Below are 18,206 nucleotides of genomic sequence, written 5' to 3'. Positions count from 1 at the left end.
ACCCGTCCCCGTGCACCGTCGCTCCCTCGCCGCCGTGGTACTCGCCGCGGCCCTGACCGTCGCGGGCTGCAGCTCCGGCGGGTCCACCACCGATGCGGGCCCGACGGTGGCGGCCGCCCCGGCCGGTGGCCCCCTGGACCTGCGGGGCAGCTGCCCCGACACCGTCGTCCTGCAGCAGGACTGGCAGCCCGAGGCCGAGCACGGCGCCATGTACTCGCTCGTCGGCGGGGACCGTCAGGTCGACGCGAGCGCGAAGAAGGTCTCGGGGCGCCTCGTCGCGCAGGGGGTCGACACGGGCGTGCGGGTGGAGGTCCGGCCGGGCGGCTCGAGCGTCGGGTTCCAGCCGGTGTCGGCGCTGATGGCGGTCGACCCGAGCATCACCCTCGGCGCCGTCACCTCCGACGACGCCCTCGCGGCGAGCGCGAAGCAGCCCGTCGTCACGGTGACCAGCCAGATCACCACCAGCCCGCAGATCCTCATGTGGGACCCGGCGAGCCACCCGGGCGCGACGACCATCCGGCAGGCTGCCGCGAGCGGGGCACCGGTGGTGACCAGCGGCGACGTCATCCCGGGCCTGCTGAAGGCGCAGGGGATCATGACGGCGGCCCAGCAGGACCTCTCCTACGACGGCACGCCCGCGCGCTTCGTGTCCGACCCGCGCATCCTGCAGCAGGGCTTCGCCACCGCGGAGCCGTACCTCTACCAGAACGAGATCCGGCAGTGGGCGAAGCCGATCGCGTTCCAGCGGCTGGCCGACGTCGGGTACTCGGTCTACCCCGAGGCGCTCGCCGTCTCGAAGGCGCGGCTCGACACGCTCCGTCCCTGTCTGCAGAAGCTCGTGCCGATCATGCAGCGCGCCCAGCTCGACTACCTCGCGAATCCCGGACCGACCAACCAGCTCATCGTCGACCTCGTCGACCAGTACCAGACCGGGTGGAGCTACTCCGCCGGCGTCGCCGACTACGCCGCGAAGGAGCTGCCGGCGTTCCTGGCGAACGACCCGTCGTCGGGGGTGTTCGGACGCATGGACCCGACGCGCTGGGCGCAGATCGTGACGACCTTCGGCCCGGTCCTGCAGGGCACCGGAGCCCTGCCCGCCGGTCCGCTCCCGGACCCGACCACGCTCTACACCAACGAGTTCATCGACGCCGGGGTGAAGCTCCCGTGATCCCCGCGGAGCTCCCCGCGCGACTGACGGCGGCCGGCGTCGCCTGGACCGACGACCTGCGGCAGCGGACCGTGATGTCGTCGGACTGGTCGCGGATGTCGCCGGTGCTCGCCGAGAAGCTGCCGGTCGGGCGCTACGTCGCCGACCTCGTCGTCCGGCCCGCCGACGCCGGGCAGGTGGCCGCCGCGCTGCGGATCGCCCACGCCCTCGACGTCCCGGTCACCCCGCGCGGCGCGGGTACCGGGAACTACGGCCAGGCCACCCCGTTCGACGGCGGCATCCTGCTGGACCTGCGGGGCCTCGACACGGTCGTCGTGGGGGACACGACGGTGACCTGCGGTGCCGGCGCCCGGCTCACCGCGATCGACCGGGCGTGCCGCGCCGCGGGGCGCGACCTGTGGATGTTCCCGTCGACGAAGTCCTCGACGATCGGTGGCTTCGTCGCCGGCGGCAGCGCCGGGACCGGGACGGTCGAGCACCGCACGACCTCCGACGGGTTCGTGGTCGCGGCGGTGGTCGCGCCCATGGACGGGTCCGGTCGGCTGGTGCGGGTGACCGGCGAGGAGCTGGTCCCCTTCGTCCACGTCTACGGCGTGACCGGGGTGCTCGTCGAGGTGGAGGTGCGGACCGACCCGGCCCGGGAGTGGTCCGCGGTGTACGCCTCCTTCGACTCCTACGCCGCCCTCGTCGCCGCGCACCGGGGTCTGCTCGCCCTCGACGAGGTACCCCGGCTGGCCTCCGGGGACGAGCCGCCGCTGGTGGCCTCGCTGACGACGCCCCTGGACCCCGACCGCTGGTCCCTCCGCGTCATCGTCCCGACGACGGGCGTGGCCGCGCTGCGGGCGCATCTCGAGGCTTCGGGAGGCGTCGTCGTCGGGACGGTGGACGACTACGCCGAGACCGACCGGCTCTCCGGTATGTCCTACAACCACCCCGTCTGGTTCTTCCAGCGCGCCCACCCGGACGAGACGTGGTTCCACCTCGAGACGTCCGGGAGGCCGCTGTGGGACCGCCCCGACGAGGTGCGGGCGGTCTACGACGGCGACGTCTGGCTGCACCTGGAGCTGTTCGCGCACGGGCCGGGCGCGATGCTCGTCGCCCGCTACACCGGCGAGGCCGAGCTGGTCGCCGGGATGGCGCGACTGGAGGCGCTCGGCGTCGGGGTGCACTCGCCGCACCAGTGGTACGTGGACCGGTCGGTGGAGCTCGCCCGCGACACGGCGCGCGCCACCGACCCGAAGGGCCTGCTGAACCCGGGCAAGCTCGTCGCGGGAGTGGGTCACGACTCGCGGGTCAACATCGGGGTGGTGCGCTAGATGCTGTTCACGGAGCTGACCGGCCCACAGGTCGCGGCGCTGGACCCCGACACCGTCGCCGTGCTGCCGCTGGGCGCGATCGAGCAGCACGGACCACACCTGCCGGTGTCGACCGACTGGGTCACGGCGTCGTCGGCGGCGCGGGCCGCGGTCGAGGCGGCCGGGGTGCCTGCGATCGAGCTGCCCGGACTGGCCGTCGCGAAGTCCGACGAGCACTGCCGGTTCCCGGGCACGATCTGGCTGTCCTGGGACACGTTGATGCGGACGCTCGTGGACTACGGCGAGTCCCTGGCCATGTGCGGGCTGACGCGGCTGCTGTTCGTCAACGGCCACGGCGGGAACTCGGCCCTCGGCCAGGTGGCGTGCCGCGAGCTGCGCCGCCGCTTCGGGCTGCGGACCTTCTTCAGTCACCTCTCGGTCCCCGCGGACCAGGGCGGGACGACCTCCGCGCCGGACGAGTACGGGATGGGCATCCACGGCGGCCACGGGGAGACGTCGCTGATGCTGCACCTGCGTCCCGACCTGGTGCACCTGGAGCTGGCGGAACGACGCGTGCCGGAGGACCTGAGGACCTTCCGGCACATCGGCTTCGGCAAGCCGGTGTCGTTCGGCTGGCTCACCGACGACTTCGGCCCCGACGGCTACGTCGGCGACCCGACCGGCGCGACCGCGGAGCACGGGAAGGCCGTGTTCGACGCCGCGGTCGGCCGGTTGGTGGAGGTCATCGCCGAGGCGCGCCGGTGGCCCTCGCCGTCCTGACCCTCACGGCGCCCGGTACGCCGTGATGGCGTCGTGCACGTACTGCGCGAGCCCGGGCTCCAGGTCGTCGTACGTCTTCGCGAAGCGCTCGTCGGTCACGTACAGGCACGCGAGGTTGCGGTGCATCTCGGGGGACAGGTCGTAGAACCGCTCGTGGATCTGCCGTCCGTGCGCCTGCGCCGCGGCGCGCGCCGCCTCCGAGTCCGGTGCCGCGCCCGAGCGCTTGGCGGCGACGAAGGCGGCGTTCACCGCGTCCGTCTCGGCCGTGATCGCGACCCAGTCCTCCTTGGTGTAGCGCGCGGTCCGCTCCTGGGACTGCCGCCACTGCTCGGTGTCGCCCCAGCGCTCCCGCGCCTCGGCCCGGTACTCGTCGGAGAACCCCTCGCCGAAGAGCTCCCGACGTTCCTCACGGGTCAGCTGGATTCCGTCCATCTCCGCCTCCAGGGCTCGGTCGATGGCCACGACGAGGTCGGTGAGCTCGTCGAGCCGGGTGGTGACCGTGTCCCGCTGCCGGCGCAGGTGCGCCGCGACGTCGGCCGCCGGGTCGTCGAGGAGGACGGCGATGTCCTCCAGGGCGAACCCGAGGCGGCGGTAGACGACGACGTGCTGCAGGCGGACGACGTCCGCGTCGGTGTACAGGCGGTACCCCGACGGGCTGCGGCGGCCCGGGCGCAGGAGCCCGATCTCGTCGTAGTGGTGCAGCGTGCGCACGGTGAGCCCGAAGCGTTCCGCGAGCTGCCCCACCGTGAGCGCCGTCCCCGTCATCCCGGTCATGATGGAGAGGTTCCGGCCTGACGTCGCGTGAGGGTCAAGTGCAGCTGCGAGATGCCGGTCCGGCCGACCACGAGGCGCTGGTCGGCATCTGGCGCCGCGCGGTCGAGGCGACCCACGACTTCCTGACGGCGGCGGCGGTCGACGCCTTCGAGGCGCGGCTGCGCGAGGAGCTGCCACGCGCGGCGGTGCGGGTGGCGACGGGTCCCGACGACGAGCCGCTCGGGTTCCTCGCGGCGCGCGGCGGTGAGATCGACATGCTCTTCGTCGACCCGCCCGCGCACGGGCGAGGGATCGGGAGCGCTCTGCTCGACGACGTCCGGGCCCCGATCCTCACCCTCCAGGTGAACGAGCAGAACGAGACCGCCCGGGCCTGGTACCGCCGCCGCGGGTTCGTCGGGACCGGACGCTCGGACACCGATGCCGACGGGCTCCCGTACCCCTTGATCCACCTCAGACGGGTCACCCCTCCCTAGCAGCGGGTGACGACATCGCTCACAATGCGTGCTGTGTTTCGTGGGGGACGACATGAGCGCAGCTGACGAGAACATCGTGGTGACGGACGTGATGCCGCCGCGGGCCTTCGACCAGGCCTGCCGGATGGTCGTGGACTACCTCGCCGACTCCGTGCCGCTCGGCGCGTGGGCGGTCACCCGGGTGGCCGCAGGTCGGCAGACGGTCCTCGTGGCGCACGATCGCGAGTACGGCATCGAGCCCGGCGTCGGGAACTACTGGACCGAGGCGATGTGCCGCACGATGGTGACCGGCGAGACGCCGCGGGTGGTGCCCGACGTCGGGACGCGACCGGAGCTCACGGGCCCGCGCGAGTCGGCGGCCGCCCTCGACTTCGAGATCGGAGCCTACGTCGGGACGCCGATCGTGCAGCCCGACGGCGCCCTGTTCGGCACCCTCCTCGGGCTGAACAAGGAGCCGATGGAGCCCGGCTTCGTCGAGCACGAGGGCCTGCTCGACCTGCTCTCAAGCCTGTTGTCGAGCGTGCTCGAGGCCGACACCGCGTCGGTGGAGTCGGCCCGGGAGCTGGAGCGGGCGGTCTCCGAGGCGGAGACCGACCAGCTCACGGGCCTGCTCAACCGGCGTGGCTGGACCCGCTGGCTGGAGCGCGAGGAGGAGCGGTTCCGCCGCTTCGGCGACCCCGCCTGCGTGGTGATGATGGATCTCGACGGTCTCAAGCAGGTCAACGACACCGAGGGCCACGACGCGGGCGACCGCTACCTGCAACGCACCGCGGAGACGCTGCGTCGCGCCACCCGGCACGGCGACCCGCTGGCCCGGCTCGGCGGGGACGAGTTCGCGGTGGTCGCCACGGTCGGCCCCGACGACGCCGGCCCGTTGGTGGCGCGGCTGCAGGCGGTGCTCGACGCCGCCGGCACCCCCTGCTCGGTCGGTGTCGCCCCGGTCGGGGTGGCCACGGGCTTCTCCGAGGCGGTGTCGGAGGCCGATGCCGCCATGTACTCCGACAAACGTGCCCGGAAGGGCGCCGAGGCCCGTTCCTAGGGCCGACCACCGCCCGACGGGGTGGTCATCCGGGCAGCGACGAGTATTCCGGACACCTCCGGTGGTACCGGTAGTCGACATTCTGCGACGATGAGGGGGTCACCGTGTCGACGACGCTGGAGGACGTGGCGGCGGAGCTGGCGCCGCCCCGGGCGTTCGACGCCGCGTGCCGCATGGTCTTGGACTACCTCGCCGAGACCGTGCCGATGGGTGTGTGGGCGGTGTCCCGCGTGATCGGACGACGGCAGACGATGCTCGTCACCGCGGATCGGGCCTACGGCATCCGGCCCGGAGCCGAGGTGGCCTGGTCGACCTCGCTCTGCCGCACGATGTCCCTCGGCACCACGCCGCGGGTCGTGGCGGACACCGCACTCGTGCCCGACCTCGCCGAGGCCGTCGACGCCCAGGCGCGGGACGCCGTGCGGGTCGGGGCCTACGTGGGCACGCCCATCCTGCAGCCGGACGGCTCCCTGTTCGGCACGGTCGTGGGGCTCAACCCCGATCCGCTGCCCGAGACGTTCCTGGAGCACGAGACCCTGCTCGACCTCCTGTCCAGCCTGCTGTCGAGCGTGCTCGAGGCCGACAGCGCCGCGGTCGAGACGGCCCGTGCTCTCGAGCGGGCGGTGTCGGACGCCGAGACCGACGCGCTGACCGGCCTGCTCAACCGCCGCGGCTGGCAGCGGTGGCTCGACCGCGAGGAGGACCGGTTCCGGCGCTTCGGCGATCCGGCGGCGGTCGTCATGTTCGACCTCGACGGCCTGAAGACGGTCAACGACACCGAGGGCCACGACGCGGGCGACCGCTACCTGCACCACACCGCCCGGGCCCTCCTCGGGGCCGTGCGGGCCGGTGACCCGCTCGCCCGGCTCGGCGGCGACGAGTTCGGGCTGGTCGCCTCCGTCGGTGCCGACGACGCCGCCCGGCTCGCCGACCGGCTGCAGGCGGCACTGGCTGACGCGGATGTCCCGTGCTCGGTGGGCGTGGCGCCGTTCCGCGTCGACGGCGGGTTCGCGCAGGCCCTCGCCGAGGCGGACGCGGCGATGTACGAGAACAAGCGGGCCCGCCGGTCGGCCCGGGCCACGCAGTCCACGCACGCCGGTGTCGCGGGGGTGCGGGAACCGGTCGTCGAGGTGACCCCGGCGACCTGACCCGCCCTCGTGGCAGGAAAGCGTCGTTCCTGGCGTCCAGCGGCAGGAACGCCCCGTCGTCGGCGCGCCTGCTGTCGGGGTCTAGCTTGACGAGACAACTGTTTCGTCGGGCAAGGAGATCACGTGAAGATCGGGATGGCCGTGCTGCGGCTCGTGGTGGGGCTGCTCTTCGTCGGGCACGGCATGCAGAAGCTCGCGGGCTGGTTCGGTGGCGGCGGGGTCGAGGGCACGGCGCAGGGCTTCGAGTCGATGGGCATCAAGCCGGGGCGGGACAACGCCGTGGCCGCGGGCGTCTCCGAGGCGGGTGGCGGCGCCCTGCTGGCCGCCGGTCTCGCCACCCCGCTGGCGGCGACCATGATCTCGGGCGCCATGGGCTCGGCGGTGTACCACGTGCACCGGAACAACGGACCCTGGGTGACCCAGGGCGGCTGGGAGTACAACGCCGTGCTCACCGCCGTCGTGTTCGCCGTCGCGGCGGCCGGACCGGGCGAGCTCTCGCTCGACCACGCCCTCGGCATCGAGCGCTCCGGCCCGGCGATCGCGCTCGCGGCGATCGGGGCGGGCCTGCTCGGCTCCGCCGGGGTGGCCGCCCGGGCGAAGTCGCTGGCCTAGCCTGCGGAGATGTTCCGCAGCCGCGCCGCCGGCGGAGTCGTCGTCGACCCGCACGGGCGGGTCGTCGTCGTCCGGCAGCGCTCGCACACGTGGTCGCTGCCGAAGGGGCACGTCGAGGACGGCGAGGGCGTCCTCGACGCGGCCCGGCGCGAGATCCACGAGGAGTGCGGCCTGACCGACCTCGAGCTCGTGCGGGAACTGGGCTCGTTCAGCCGCGCCGCGGTGCGCCACGGCCTGCCCGAGTACAAGACGATCACGCTCTACCTGTTCCACGGGCCCGCGGTCGAGCTACGGCCGCTGGACCCGGCCAACCCCGAGGCGCGCTGGGTCCCGGCTGCCGAGGTGCCGGGCATGCTCTCCCACCCCGCCGACGGCCGCTTCTTCCGACGGCACGCCCTGCCGCTCATCCCCGACGGCGGAGCCGCTCGCTGAGGAACGCCGCGAGCGTCTCGCGGTGGCGGCGGTCCGCGTCGTCGTCGTGGGTCGGGTTGTCCGGCACCGCGAACCCGTGCGCCGCGGGGTACGTCTCGAGCGTCAGGGCGACCCCCGCCGCGTCGCACGCCTCCCGCAGCCGGGTGTGCGCCCCGGCGTCGAAGCTCGCGTCGTCGGTCGCGGCGGCGACGTACAGCGCCGCCCGCATCGAGCCGACGAGCAGGTGCGGGCTCGACGGGTCGTCGGCCGCCGCCAACCCGCCCCCGTGGAAGGTCGCGACCGCCGCCACGTGATCCGGCTCGGCCGCCGCCGCCCGGAACGCCATGGACCCGCCGAAGCAGTAGCCGACCGCGCCGATCCCGCCCGGGGCCACCTCGGCCCGCGCCGTCGACGCCGCGACGAGGGCGCGGGCGTCGGTGACGACCTGGCTCGGCGTGAGGGAACTGGCGAGCGCGGTCAGGCGCGCGAACTCCTCGGGGTCGCCGAACAGCGTCGAGGTGTCGAAGGGCGCGTACGGCGTCCGGTGGTAGATGTCCGGCAGCAGCACCGCGAACCCGACCGCGGCCAGCGCGTCCGCCATCCCCGCGAGGGTCTCCCGGACCCCGCCCGCGTCGGGGTAGTACACGACCCCGGGCCACGGGCCCGTCCTCTCGGGCGTGTGCAACGTGGCGCGGCAGGGGCCGTCGGGAGTCTCGACGGCGAGCTCGGTGCGGGTCACCCGCTGATCGTCGACCTTCCCGACGGCGGGTGGGGTCGGCTTTCACCCTCGGCGAACGACGTCCGCCGTGACCGGTCAGCCGTCGTCGTCCCCGTCGTCGTCCTGGGGCGCGGCGGGGGCGGCCGGCGCGGCCGGGGCGGTCGACTGCTGCGAGGGGACCCCGGGGGCCGGGACGACCTGGCTGGTGGGCGGCGGCGCGGCGGGGGGGTGGTCGTCGTCGTTCTCCGACGCGTGGCCGAACCCGGTCAGCACCGCCACGAGACAGAAGATCGCCCCGAGGACCCCGAGCACGTTCGTGATCCGATCCTTCGTCATCCGCCCGACGGTGTCCGCCGCCGCGTCGGGAAGTCAAGATCTACCGCCACCCCGGCACAATCAGCACGGCCACGCGAGCAGCGGACCGACGACGACCGCCGCGTGCCGGCGTCGGCGAGCCTCCCGCGGTGGCGGTGGGCCGGACGGCGACGGAGCAGGCGATCGGTCGCACCGGAGGGGGCAGAATGCGGGCGTGACCGACCGGGAGGAGCGCTTCGCCGGCTATCGCCGGGCGCGGTTGCGGGTCCCCGATCTGCACGGCCGCACGGTCGAGGTGCATCCCGCCCCGCCGGGTACGACGACGGGCCGGTTCCCCTTCGCCGGGCCGGTGCACGTCCTCACCGCCTTCGACCCCGGCCCGGCGCGGTTCTCCCCGGCCGAGAACGCGCGCCGTCAGCAGGCCCTCGTCCACGAGCTCCCCGCGCACGTCCGCCGGTGGGACGCGGAGGCGGGCGCCGCCGACGGCTCGCACACCGAGCGCAGCGTGCTGGTCGAGGGCCTCACCGACGACGAGGCGCGGGCCCTCGGCGCCCGCCACGGCCAGGACGCGATCTTCCGCTGGAGCGCCGCCGCGTGGTCGATCGTGCCCTGCGACGCCGGACCGGCCGTCGACGCGGGCTGGACCCTCAGCGGGTGAGGTCGAGGACGTAGGCGGCGTCGGGATCGACGTCGGCCTCCGCGGGCAGCCGCGGGATGTCGTGCGCCGCGTCGTCGACGGCCCGGACCCGCGCGACCGTCCACCCGAGCCGACCGTCGGGGCGGGTGCGGGCGAGCTCGCCGTCGGGAAGCCAGAGGTAGGGCTCGACCGTGAGCCACCCCTCCACGCGCAGGTCGACCTCGGGGGCGACGCGGCCGCTGGTGAGCAGGACCAGCGCCCACGACCCGACGCACAGGAGCACGGTGCGACCGACGACCGCCGTCCGTCCCCGGACCGTCGTCAGCCCGGGCCGGTCCCCGTTCTGCTCGAGCGCCCCGGTCTCCGGGTAGGGGCCGGCGCCGGTGGCCGCGGTGACGGCGAGCGCGAACCCCGTGCGGACCGGATCGCCGGGCCCGAGCCCGACGTACTCGCCGTCGGCCAGCATCCACGCCGGCACGACCGCCTCCACCTGCACGCCGTGCACCGTAGGCCCTGACACCGTCAGCCTCCGGTCAGCCCGAGCGCGGGGCAGGCGGCGTGTCGGTGACCCCCACCGGCAGCAGGCCGACCACCAGCATGAGGCCCTCGTCGACGTGCTCGGGGACACCGTCGAGGTGGCGGGGTGGCTCGGGGCGCCACGACAGGCGGGAGGACAACCGGATGGCGGTGACCCGGTAGCGCTCGCGGCACAGGGCGACCTGTTCGCCGTGGCCCGTGCCGGGCGCGAGGTCGGGGTCGAGGTAGAGGGCCCCGGCCACCGCCGTCCGCCCCGTCCGTGGCTGCGTGGTCGACCAGAAGAGCGGGAAGAGGCGCTCGCCCGCGTCGAGGACGCTCACCGGGACCGGGTCCTCCCCGCTCGGCGGCGCCGTCAGCACCGTGCCCTGCGCACGCACGAGGCCGAGGTCGTCGTGGGTCCAGCCGTCGGGACCGGGACCGGCGGGCAGCATCTCCGCCACGAACAGGGCCGGCGCGGCCTCGATCTCGGCGCCCGGGACCAACGAGGCCAGCTCCGGGTCGTCGAGGAACGTCCCCGGCAGCTGCACGGCGAGCTCCTCGGCGCGGCCCCGGTGCACGACCACGGGCCCCCCGCGACGGGCGCCCGCCACCCGCACCGGCCGCCGGCGCGGACGCTCCCGCCCCGGTCTCACGCCGGGCTCCCGGTGTGCGCCGTGTCGTCGCCCGGGTCGAGGAGGTCGACCAGGACGTCGCGGCCGGCCCGGCGCCAGGCGCGTACCGTCCAGCGCCGCGCGTACCACCCGGCGTCGGGGACGACGTGGAGCAGGCCCGCGACCTCGAGCCGTGCACCGGGGCGCACGTCGGCGCCCGCGCCGAGCGGCCAGCACCGGCCCGCCACCGTCAGGTGCCCGGGGGAGCAGAGCGGGTCTCCGGGGCGACGGCCGAAGGACCCACGGGCGTCGAGCCGGGCCCGCGCATCGGTCCGCCAGCGGTCGGCGCCGACGAAGGCGGGGCGCACCTCGTGCTCGGCGACGGCGAGCGCGACCCGGACCGTCTCCCCGGGGCGCCCCGCCCGCAGCACCGGCAGCGCGGCGGGTGGGACGAGGGCCGTGACCACCACGTCGTCCCAGCCGGGCAGGGCCTGCGGATGGCGGGTCGGGCCGAGGACGGGGTCCGTCGGAACGGTCGTGCGCACGGTGCCTCCTGGGATCACGGGTGTGCCGTCATCCCCTTGGAGTGCGCCGGGCGCCGATCGGTTCCGAGGAGTTTCCCGTCCCGGGTCAGGCCGGCCGCACCGTCGCCCCACGCAGCCGCAGGCCGCCCGGGCCGCGGCTCGCGGGTCCGGAGACCACCACCTCGCTGCCGATCAGGCGCGCGGCGGCGACGAACGGGTCGGCATCGGCGTCGAACCCGGCGAGGACGCTCTCCACCACCACGTCTGCACCCGTCTCGTCGAGCACCCGCAGCACCCGTCGTCGCAGGTCGACCCGGTCGAGCCGGCCGCGCACGGTGGCCACCGCCCCGTAGCGGCGAGGGGCGTCCTCCCGCGGCCAGGCGTCCCGCGAGAGGGCGGCCGGGGCGAAACTGACCTCCCGGAACCGGGCGCCCCCGAACGTGGCGGTGCGCGCCACCCGGGCGAGGGCGTCGAGCAGCTCCACGCACGCCTCCCCGAGCAGCGGCGTCGTCCACGCGGGCGGGACCTCGTTCCACAGGCCGCGGACGAGCTCGAAGACCGCGTCGGTGACCTCGTGCTCGAGCCCGTCGCCCAGGACGCCCTCCTCGCCGACCGCGCACCGCAGCACGGTCGTCGCGCCCTCCCCGGCGAGCCCCACCACGCGGACCCGCGCCGACCGCTCGACGACCCCGGCGCTGCGGCCCGGACGGGCCTGGTCGACGAGGTGGCGCGCCACCCGCGTGCAGAGCAGCTGCACCGCGCCGAGCAGGCCGCGCAACCCGGAGGCGTCGAGCTCCCCGGGGTGGTCGGGGCCGCCGACCAGCCGCACCACGACGTCGTCGGCCATCAGCGGACCCGGTGCGCGACCAGCACGCCGCGCATTGTGGCGCACCCTAGGGTGGGTCGTGTGGTGCAGGACGAACGGCGCCCGGTGGCACGCCCGGAGCGGGTGGTGTGGAACCGGCTCGCCCAGCGGCGCGGCGAGCTGTTCAGCCGGGAGATCGATCCGGAGCGGCACGCCTACTGGTGGGCCCGTCGCCACGACGGCGGGCCCGGCCGGCTGAACCGCTGGGTCGACCGGCTCCGCGACACCACGCTGGAGAACATCCCGTACGTCGACCCGACCGCCGCGGCCGACGGCGCCCGGGTACTGCTGCTCCTGCACGAACCGGCCGCCGACGCGGAGGACAACAGCGGCTTCGTCAGCCGCTACGCCAACGACGCCGTCTCGGCCAACCTCTACCGGGCCGCCGACCGGGCGGGGCTCGGGCACGAGGTGACGCTGCACTGGCACCTCGTGCCGTGGTGGATCGCGAACCCGAACCACCACCCCCCGCGGCGCCTCGCCGACGAGGTGGTGCGCGCCAAGCCGCGACTGGGGGAGTTCCTCGACCTGCTCGGCGCGCCGCCCGCCGAGGTCGTGCTGCTGGGTGCTCCGGCGGCGAAGGCATGGGATGTCCTGGTTCGCCGCGCCGGGCTCCCGTGGCAGCTCACCACGGCCACCGTCTCGCGGGCGCCGCACCCGAACCCGCTGGTGCACGACCGGCTCGACCCGCTGACCGGGCGCCGCAACGGGGACCGACTGGTCGAGGTGCTGCGCCACGCCGCGCAGCGGGCGCGGGGCGAGGTCGTCCCGCCCACCCGGGCCGTCGGGCGGCGCCCCTTCTAGGCGCGGTCGGTGACCAGCGCGGCCACCGCGTGTGCCGCGCCCCAGCTGACGGTGACCCCGCCGCCCGCGTGACCGTAGGAATGCACGACGAGGCCGTCCGGGCGCAGCTCGGCCTCGACGCGCATCGTCGGGCGACTCGGGAGGAGCCCCGTGTCGATCCGCGTGATGCGGGCGTCCAGCAGGGCCGGCTCCAGGTCCCGGCAGCGCCGCAGCACGTCCGAGGCCAGCTCGCGGTCGGGCCGGTCGTCGTCGCGCCCGGTGATCCGCACGCCGCCCAGGTGGACGCGGTCGGCGTGGGGGACGATCGACACCCAGCGTCGCGGGTCGGTCGTGTCGACGACGACCCGGTCCAGTCCCGGGTTGTCGGTCACGACGTACTGCGTGAACACCGGCCGGACGGTCGGGTCCGGGGTCAGCTCCCGCGCGCCCAGCCCGGACGCGTTCACGACGACGGGTGCGGCGGCCAGCGCCTCGCCGAGGCCCGCCACCTGCCGTCTCCGTACCCGGCCGCCCGCCTCCCCGAGCCGCCGGAGCAGCCATGGGACGTAGCGCGCCATGTCGATCACCGGGACGCGGTAGCGCAGACCGGCCCCGAACCCGGGCGGCAGGTCACCGGGCGCCGCGTCGCGCAGGTCGGGAGAGAGCCGTGTCAGCGGGGGCAGGCGCACGGCGGAGACGGGCTCGACGAGCGTCAGGCCCTCCGCGAGCCGGACGCCGGAGCCGGGGACGCGGCTCGCCCCGCAGAACTCGTGCAGCGACCGCGCGGCCCACGCCAGGGACGCGTCCAGCGGCGCCTGTGGGACGGGGGTCCACACGGCGCCCGCGCGCGCGGACGGCGTGTCGTCCGGGTCCTCCGCGGACCACACCTCGGTGCGCACGCCTGCCGTCGCCAGCACGACCGCCGCGGTCAGCCCGATGACACCCGCGCCCACCACCACGACCTCGGGTCGGGTCGGTGAGGTGCTCAGCACGAACGGACCGTAGCGACGCTGCGTGCAGCCGTGCGTCGAGGTCCGCAGGCGTCACCCGAACGGACCTGACACTGCCCGCTGGTGGTCCACCGGGAGTCGTACCGCGCACGATCCGTTCGCGTTCCGACCAGGGCCGGGAACGACGACGGCGCCCGGGCCGGGGGCCGCGGGCGCCGTCGGGAAGGAAGGCGGGTCAGGACTTGAAGACGTCCTTCACCTTCTCGCCGGCCTGCTTGAGGCTGCCCTTGGTCTGGTCGGCCTTGCCCTCGGCCTCGAGGGACTCGTTGCCGACCGCGCTCCCGGCGGACTCCTTGACCTTGCCCTTGAGCTCCTCGCCCTTGTTCTCGGCCTTGTCGGCGCCGCTCATGGCGTCCCCTTCCGTGCTGGGCGTCGGATCGGTCTCGACCCGCTCGGCGCCAGGCGTACCCGATCCGGTCCACCCGGAACCGCCCCGTCCGTCCGGAGGGGTCCCGAGGACGCGTGCCCACCGCTCGCGTTCGGCCGCGACCTCGGCCTCGGGCAGGTCGGTGTCGTGGAAGAGCTCCACGTCGTGCACGTCGACGCCGGACCACGTGCCGATCACCCGCCCGGCCCGCACGACCACGGGCGAGATCCAGCCGGCCGTCCGGCTGACCCGGCCGCGATGCTCGGCGGCCAGGACCTCGGTGTCCCGGGTGCCGGGGCCGAGCACCCACGGATCGAACGCCGGCAGGAAGCGGAGATGGTCCGGCGGGACCGGGCCGTCGGTCAGGTCGTCGAGGTCCGCCGTGCGGGCGTAGCGGGGCTCGCCCTCCGCGGACCCGACGGCCACCGGCGTGACCGTCCCGGCGTCCACGAGGTCGGCGAACCACCGGCGCAGGGTCGCCCGTCGGGTGCCGCCGCGCAGCAACCAGGCGTCGAACGTCGCCGGGCTCGCGGGCCCGTACACGTCGAGGTACGCGGGGATCACGCGGCGGGCCGCGTCGTCGGGGTCGGGCAGCGCGTCCCAGGGCGGGGTGGTGAAGGTGGGTCGGCCACCGCGGGGAGCGCCGTTGACGAGCAGTCCCTGCCAGGCCAGCGGCTTGAGGACGGTGCCCCACCCCGACGACAGGCGGGTGGCCAGTTCCCCCGACACGTGGGGCGCGAGGCGGGCGACCAGCTCGTCACGGGTGAGCACCTCCCCGGCGAGGGCGCCCCCGACCAGCTCGGCGAGCCGGGCGATCTCCGCCGCCGTGGCGAACTCCCGTTGCCACGCGCCCTTCTCCCAGGTGCGGGCGGCCGCGAGGAGCGCGAGGACGTCCGGCGCCTGCCTGGTGTCGAGGACGTGCAGCGTGCCGCGGGCACTCCACGTGCGGACCAGCGATCCGTGCGCGAGCCCGTCGCGCACGTCCGTGGCGGCCGGCCCGCGCACCGCGACCGCCTGCTCCGCCGCCGCGACGACCTGGGCCTGCAGTCCGAGCAGGCGCGCGGCGACGTCGACGGCCCGTGCGGCGCGAGGACCGGCGAGGAAGTGGCGGGCGGCCCGTCGGGCGAGGACGCGCCCGGGACGCAGGACGGTCACGGCGGGGTCCTCACCGCTGCTCGAACCCGACGAGCCCCTCGGGCTCCCGGTCGGTCACGTCCACCCCCGTGACCTCCGCGCGGCTCGGCCCCTCGTGCGCCCACCGGACCAGGGCGTCGACCGCCTCGTCCGCGCCCTCCGCCACCATCTCGACGGTGCCGTCGGACCGGTTCCGGACCCAGCCGGCCACCCCGAGCCGTCGGGCCTCCTGCTCGGTGCTCGCCCGGAAGAACACGCCCTGGACGGTGCCGTGGACGACGAGGTGACGTGCGCTCATGGCGTGCTCCGTACCCTGGGGCCCGCCTCCCGACGCGACTTGCCCTGCTCTCGAACATGTGTTCGACTGTACGGCATGACCGCGGTGTTCACCCCCTCCCTGTTCGACGGCCCGGACCTCGTGGGCGCGCGCCCCGGCGACGTGTCCTGGTCGGGGGCCCACCGCACGCAGCTCGACGAGCGCTCGTGGGTCGACGTGGTGCCGGGATGGCTCGCGGGGGCCGAGGACTGGTTCGGGCGCCTGGTCCACGAGGTGCCCTGGCAGCAGCGTCGCCGGCGCATGTTCGAGCAGGAGATCGTCGAGCCGCGCCTGACCTGCGGGTGGGCGCTGGCCGACGCTCCGGCGCCGTCGGACGAGCTCGCGCCGCAGCTCGCCGAGCGGTACGGGGAGTCGTTCGACCGGGTGTCCGCGAACTTCTACCGCGACGGCACGGACTCGGTGGCGTGGCACGGCGACCGGGTGCGGTTCACCCATCCCGCGCCCGTGGTCGCGATCGTCTCGCTGGGCGCGCCTCGACGCTTCGGCCTGCGGCCGGTCGGGCCGGCGGGCGGGAGCGGTCGGCGCGGCGGCGGCACCCGGTGGCTCACCGTCTGCGGGGGCGACCTGCTGGTGATGGGCGGCCGGTGCCAGCACGAGTGGCAGCACACGGTGCCGAAGGATCCCGGTGCCGGCCCGCGGATCAGCGTCACCTTCCGGCACTCCGACCCCGGGCCGGTCGCGGCACGGTCGGAGCGGGCGCGGGAGGTCCCCGCCTGGGCGCTGCGCTGAGCCCGGCCGGGAGTTGCGGTCAGACGGGGATGTCGGACTCGTCGCCCTCGGCGCGCGCCCCGACGATGCGGCGCTCGTCCTCGGTGATCCGCAGGTCGTTGATGCTCGCCTCGCGACGCTGCATGAGGCCGTTCTCGGCGAACTCCCAGTTCTCGTTGCCGTAGCAGCGCCACCACTGCCCGTCGGCGTCGCGGCACTCGTACTGGAAGCGCACCGCGATCCGGTTGCCGGCGAAGGCCCACAGCGACTTGCGCAGGGCGTAGTCGAGCTCGCGCTCCCACTTGCGGGTCAGGAAGGCCACGACCTCCTCGCGTCCCCGCACCCACTCGCTGCGGTTCCGCCACACCGTGTCGGAGGTGTAGGCCAGCGACACCTTCTCCGGGTCGCGGGTGTTCCAGGCGTTCTCCGCGGCCCGCACCTTCTTCGCGGCGGTCTCGGCATCGAAGGGCGGGAACGGGGGACGGGCCTCGTCAGGGCTGCTCATGGTGATCACCTCACCACGTCCGGACGGTGCCGGGCGCGTCGTCGTCCGGGTCGTCCCGGAGCGGTCGGTAGCGTGCGACCGGGGCCACCTGGTCCACCGGGTGGACCACCGAGCGACGGGGGACGGATGCGGGTACTGGGCGTCGACCCCGGGCTGACCCGGTGCGGCCTCGGCGTGGTCGAGGGCGTGCGGGGCCGCGAGGTCCGCGCGATCGCCGTCGACGTGGTCCGCACCCCGCCCGACGAGGAGGTGGCGGCCCGGCTCGGCGCGATCGCTGACGCGGTGGAGGGCTGGATCGCCCGGCACCGACCCGACGTCGTCGCGGTCGAGCGCGTCTTCAGCCAGCACAACGTGCGCTCGGTGATCGGGACGGCCCAGGCCGGCGGCGTCGTGGCTCTCGTCGCGGGGCGCGCCGGGCTGCCGGTCGCGTTCCACACGCCCTCGGAGGTCAAGGCGGCGGTGACCGGGTCGGGGCGCGCGGACAAGGCGCAGGTGACGGCCATGGTCACCCGCGTGCTCTCCCTCGACACGCCGCCGAAACCCGCCGACGCCGCCGACGCCCTCGCGCTCGCCGTCTGCCACTGCTGGCGGGCGCCGATGGCCGCCCGGATGGCCGAGGCCCAGGCCCGGGCCGCCGAGCTGTCGAAGGTCCACGCCGCGAAGCTCGCCGCCGCGACCCGTCGGCGCAGTACCCGCTGACCGACCCGTTCGGGCACGCCGCCCGGCGGGTCCGCGCGTGATCGTCGCTCCCCTTCGGTAGCGTTCCGCGTCGAACAGGTGTTCGTGGCACGGGGTCGGTCGGGGAGAGGTGGGCGATGATCTCGTCGGTGCGCGGGGAGGTCCTCTCGGTGGGGCTCGACCACGCGGTGGTCGAGGTCGGCGGGGTCGGGATGGCGGTCCAGGCGACGCCCACCACCCTGGCCGGGCTGCGCCGGGGCCAGGCCGCGCGGCTCGAGACGGCGCTCGTGGTCCGGGAGGACTCGCTCACCCTGTTCGGCTTCGCCGACGCCGCCGAACGGGAGCTGTTCGGCCTGCTGCAGACCGTCACGGGCGTCGGCCCCCGGCTGGCGCTGGCCACGCTCGCAGTGCTCGACCCCGGGGCGCTGTCCCGGGCCCTCGCCGACGGGAACCTCACCACGCTCATGAGCGTGCCGGGCATCGGCCGCAAGGGCGCCGAGCGGCTCGTCGTGGAGCTGCGGGACAAGGTCGCGCCGCCGGACCCGGTGGCCGACCTGCCCGCGGGTGCGGAGGACGGCGCCGCCGCGTCGGTCGTCGCGTCGGGAACCATGCGCGAGCAGGTGGTGGAGGCCCTCGTCGGGCTCGGGTTCGCGGCGAAGCCGGCCGAGAAGGCCGTCGACGAGACCGTCGGGGCGCTCGGCGAGACGGCCGGGTCGTCGGCGGTGCTCCGCGCGGCGCTGCACCGGCTGGGACCGAACCGGTGACGGAGCGGGACCGGCCGGGCAGCGGGGGCGGGGC

At 75.2% G+C, this 18,206-nt stretch carries 24 protein-coding genes and 1 pseudogene; 13 read left to right on the top strand and 12 right to left on the bottom strand.

Features of this window, described 5'->3' with window-relative positions:
• Positions 1–10 precede the first annotated feature (10 nt).
• Genes QSK00_RS17820 through QSK00_RS17810 form a run of 3 tightly spaced genes read left to right on the top strand, consistent with a single transcriptional unit; the run spans position 11 to position 3,243 of the window.
• Positions 11–1,168, top strand: coding sequence for a substrate-binding domain-containing protein (locus QSK00_RS17820; RefSeq protein WP_285592493.1), 1,158 nt, complete (start codon positions 11–13; stop codon positions 1,166–1,168).
• Positions 1,165–2,484, top strand: coding sequence for an FAD-binding oxidoreductase (locus QSK00_RS17815; protein ID WP_285592492.1), 1,320 nt, complete (start codon positions 1,165–1,167; stop codon positions 2,482–2,484). Before QSK00_RS17820 ends, QSK00_RS17815 begins: the two co-directional genes overlap by 4 nt.
• Complete coding sequence (locus QSK00_RS17810; protein WP_285592491.1) at positions 2,485–3,243, top strand: creatininase family protein; 759 nt, start codon at positions 2,485–2,487, stop codon at positions 3,241–3,243.
• Between the two features lie 3 nt (positions 3,244–3,246).
• On the opposite strand, the gene QSK00_RS17805 is transcribed toward QSK00_RS17810, so the two are convergent.
• Entirely contained in the window at positions 3,247–4,017 is a 771-nt protein-coding gene (locus tag QSK00_RS17805) for a MerR family transcriptional regulator (RefSeq protein ID WP_285592490.1), read from the bottom strand.
• Between the two features lie 38 nt (positions 4,018–4,055).
• Here QSK00_RS17805 and QSK00_RS17800 point away from each other — a divergent pair, with 38 nt between their 5' ends.
• From QSK00_RS17800 to QSK00_RS17780, 5 genes are all read left to right on the top strand, one after another.
• The gene (locus QSK00_RS17800; RefSeq protein ID WP_285592489.1) at positions 4,056–4,490 is read left to right on the top strand and encodes an acetyltransferase; all 435 of its coding nucleotides are present in this window, start codon (positions 4,056–4,058) and stop codon (positions 4,488–4,490) included.
• A 52-nt stretch (positions 4,491–4,542) separates the two neighbouring features.
• Positions 4,543–5,529, top strand: a complete 987-nt coding sequence (locus QSK00_RS17795; protein WP_285592488.1) for a sensor domain-containing diguanylate cyclase — start codon at positions 4,543–4,545, stop codon at positions 5,527–5,529.
• A gap of 104 nt (positions 5,530–5,633) precedes the next feature.
• Entirely contained in the window at positions 5,634–6,677 is a 1,044-nt protein-coding gene (locus QSK00_RS17790; protein ID WP_285592487.1) for a GGDEF domain-containing protein, read from the top strand.
• A 123-nt stretch (positions 6,678–6,800) separates the two neighbouring features.
• Positions 6,801–7,289: a DoxX family protein gene (locus QSK00_RS17785; protein WP_285592486.1), complete on the top strand. Its 489-nt coding sequence runs from the start codon at positions 6,801–6,803 to the stop codon at positions 7,287–7,289.
• Between the two features lie 9 nt (positions 7,290–7,298).
• Positions 7,299–7,721, top strand: coding sequence for an NUDIX domain-containing protein (locus QSK00_RS17780; RefSeq protein ID WP_285592485.1), 423 nt, complete (start codon positions 7,299–7,301; stop codon positions 7,719–7,721).
• Here QSK00_RS17780 and QSK00_RS17775 read toward each other — a convergent pair.
• Positions 7,693–8,439, bottom strand: coding sequence for a dienelactone hydrolase family protein (locus QSK00_RS17775; RefSeq protein ID WP_285592484.1), 747 nt, complete (start codon positions 8,437–8,439; stop codon positions 7,693–7,695). The two genes, QSK00_RS17780 and QSK00_RS17775, sit on opposite strands and share 29 nt — an antisense overlap.
• A gap of 75 nt (positions 8,440–8,514) precedes the next feature.
• Entirely contained in the window at positions 8,515–8,754 is a 240-nt protein-coding gene (locus QSK00_RS17770; protein ID WP_285592483.1) for a hypothetical protein, read from the bottom strand.
• A 193-nt stretch (positions 8,755–8,947) separates the two neighbouring features.
• On the opposite strand from QSK00_RS17770, the gene QSK00_RS17765 reads away from it, so the two are divergent.
• A complete protein-coding gene (locus tag QSK00_RS17765) occupies positions 8,948–9,391 on the top strand; it encodes a DUF3293 domain-containing protein (RefSeq protein ID WP_285592482.1) in 444 nt (147 codons plus the stop codon).
• On the opposite strand, the gene QSK00_RS17760 is transcribed toward QSK00_RS17765, so the two are convergent.
• From QSK00_RS17760 to QSK00_RS17745, 4 genes are all read right to left on the bottom strand, one after another.
• Positions 9,381–9,866, bottom strand: coding sequence for a hypothetical protein (locus QSK00_RS17760; protein WP_285592481.1), 486 nt, complete (start codon positions 9,864–9,866; stop codon positions 9,381–9,383). The genes QSK00_RS17765 and QSK00_RS17760 overlap by 11 nt on opposite strands.
• Before the next feature lie 37 nt (positions 9,867–9,903).
• A complete protein-coding gene (locus tag QSK00_RS17755; protein ID WP_285592480.1) occupies positions 9,904–10,539 on the bottom strand; it encodes a hypothetical protein in 636 nt (211 codons plus the stop codon).
• On the bottom strand, positions 10,536–11,042 hold the full coding sequence (locus QSK00_RS17750) for a hypothetical protein (RefSeq protein WP_285592479.1): 507 nt from the start codon (positions 11,040–11,042) through the stop codon (positions 10,536–10,538). Before QSK00_RS17750 ends, QSK00_RS17755 begins: the two co-directional genes overlap by 4 nt.
• Before the next feature lie 85 nt (positions 11,043–11,127).
• Positions 11,128–11,868, bottom strand: coding sequence for a hypothetical protein (locus QSK00_RS17745; protein ID WP_285592478.1), 741 nt, complete (start codon positions 11,866–11,868; stop codon positions 11,128–11,130).
• Between the two features lie 60 nt (positions 11,869–11,928).
• Between QSK00_RS17745 and QSK00_RS17740 the strand changes: the two genes are divergently transcribed.
• Positions 11,929–12,690 carry a uracil-DNA glycosylase family protein gene (locus tag QSK00_RS17740; RefSeq protein ID WP_285592477.1) on the top strand — a complete coding sequence of 254 codons (762 nt, stop codon included), beginning with the start codon at positions 11,929–11,931 and terminating at the stop codon, positions 12,688–12,690.
• On the opposite strand, the gene QSK00_RS17735 is transcribed toward QSK00_RS17740, so the two are convergent.
• The 4 genes and pseudogenes from QSK00_RS17735 to QSK00_RS17720 all read right to left on the bottom strand — a co-directional run bounded on the left by QSK00_RS17735 (position 12,687) and on the right by QSK00_RS17720 (position 15,478).
• Positions 12,687–13,661 (bottom strand): FAD-dependent oxidoreductase, encoded by a 975-nt coding sequence (locus QSK00_RS17735; RefSeq protein WP_285592476.1) that lies wholly within the window; start codon positions 13,659–13,661, stop codon positions 12,687–12,689. The genes QSK00_RS17740 and QSK00_RS17735 overlap by 4 nt on opposite strands.
• A 193-nt stretch (positions 13,662–13,854) precedes the next feature.
• A complete protein-coding gene (locus QSK00_RS17730; protein WP_285592560.1) occupies positions 13,855–14,028 on the bottom strand; it encodes a CsbD family protein in 174 nt (57 codons plus the stop codon).
• A 123-nt stretch (positions 14,029–14,151) separates the two neighbouring features.
• Positions 14,152–15,201, bottom strand: a pseudogene (locus tag QSK00_RS17725) (DNA glycosylase AlkZ-like family protein); the annotation flags it as partial.
• A gap of 10 nt (positions 15,202–15,211) precedes the next feature.
• The gene (locus QSK00_RS17720; protein ID WP_285592475.1) at positions 15,212–15,478 is read right to left on the bottom strand and encodes an acylphosphatase; all 267 of its coding nucleotides are present in this window, start codon (positions 15,476–15,478) and stop codon (positions 15,212–15,214) included.
• A gap of 75 nt (positions 15,479–15,553) precedes the next feature.
• Between QSK00_RS17720 and QSK00_RS17715 the strand changes: the two genes are divergently transcribed.
• Positions 15,554–16,246, top strand: a complete 693-nt coding sequence (locus QSK00_RS17715) for an alpha-ketoglutarate-dependent dioxygenase AlkB (protein ID WP_285592474.1) — start codon at positions 15,554–15,556, stop codon at positions 16,244–16,246.
• Positions 16,247–16,265: 19 nt separating this feature from the next.
• On the opposite strand, the gene QSK00_RS17710 is transcribed toward QSK00_RS17715, so the two are convergent.
• Positions 16,266–16,730 (bottom strand): nuclear transport factor 2 family protein, encoded by a 465-nt coding sequence (locus QSK00_RS17710; protein ID WP_285592473.1) that lies wholly within the window; start codon positions 16,728–16,730, stop codon positions 16,266–16,268.
• 126 nt (positions 16,731–16,856) lie between these two features.
• Here QSK00_RS17710 and ruvC point away from each other — a divergent pair, with 126 nt between their 5' ends.
• On the top strand, positions 16,857–17,429 hold the full coding sequence (gene ruvC / locus QSK00_RS17705) for a crossover junction endodeoxyribonuclease RuvC (RefSeq protein WP_285592472.1): 573 nt from the start codon (positions 16,857–16,859) through the stop codon (positions 17,427–17,429).
• Positions 17,430–17,545: 116 nt separating this feature from the next.
• Positions 17,546–18,172 carry a Holliday junction branch migration protein RuvA gene (ruvA, locus tag QSK00_RS17700; protein ID WP_285592471.1) on the top strand — a complete coding sequence of 209 codons (627 nt, stop codon included), beginning with the start codon at positions 17,546–17,548 and terminating at the stop codon, positions 18,170–18,172.
• Positions 18,173–18,206: the final 34 nt, after the last annotated feature.

Origin of the sequence: Actinomycetospora sp. NBRC 106378 (genome assembly GCF_030269685.1) — a bacterium.
Taxonomy (GTDB): domain Bacteria; phylum Actinomycetota; class Actinomycetes; order Mycobacteriales; family Pseudonocardiaceae; genus Actinomycetospora.
Note: the sequence above shows the minus strand (reverse complement) of the source record. Positions and strands in the feature narration are given on the sequence as shown.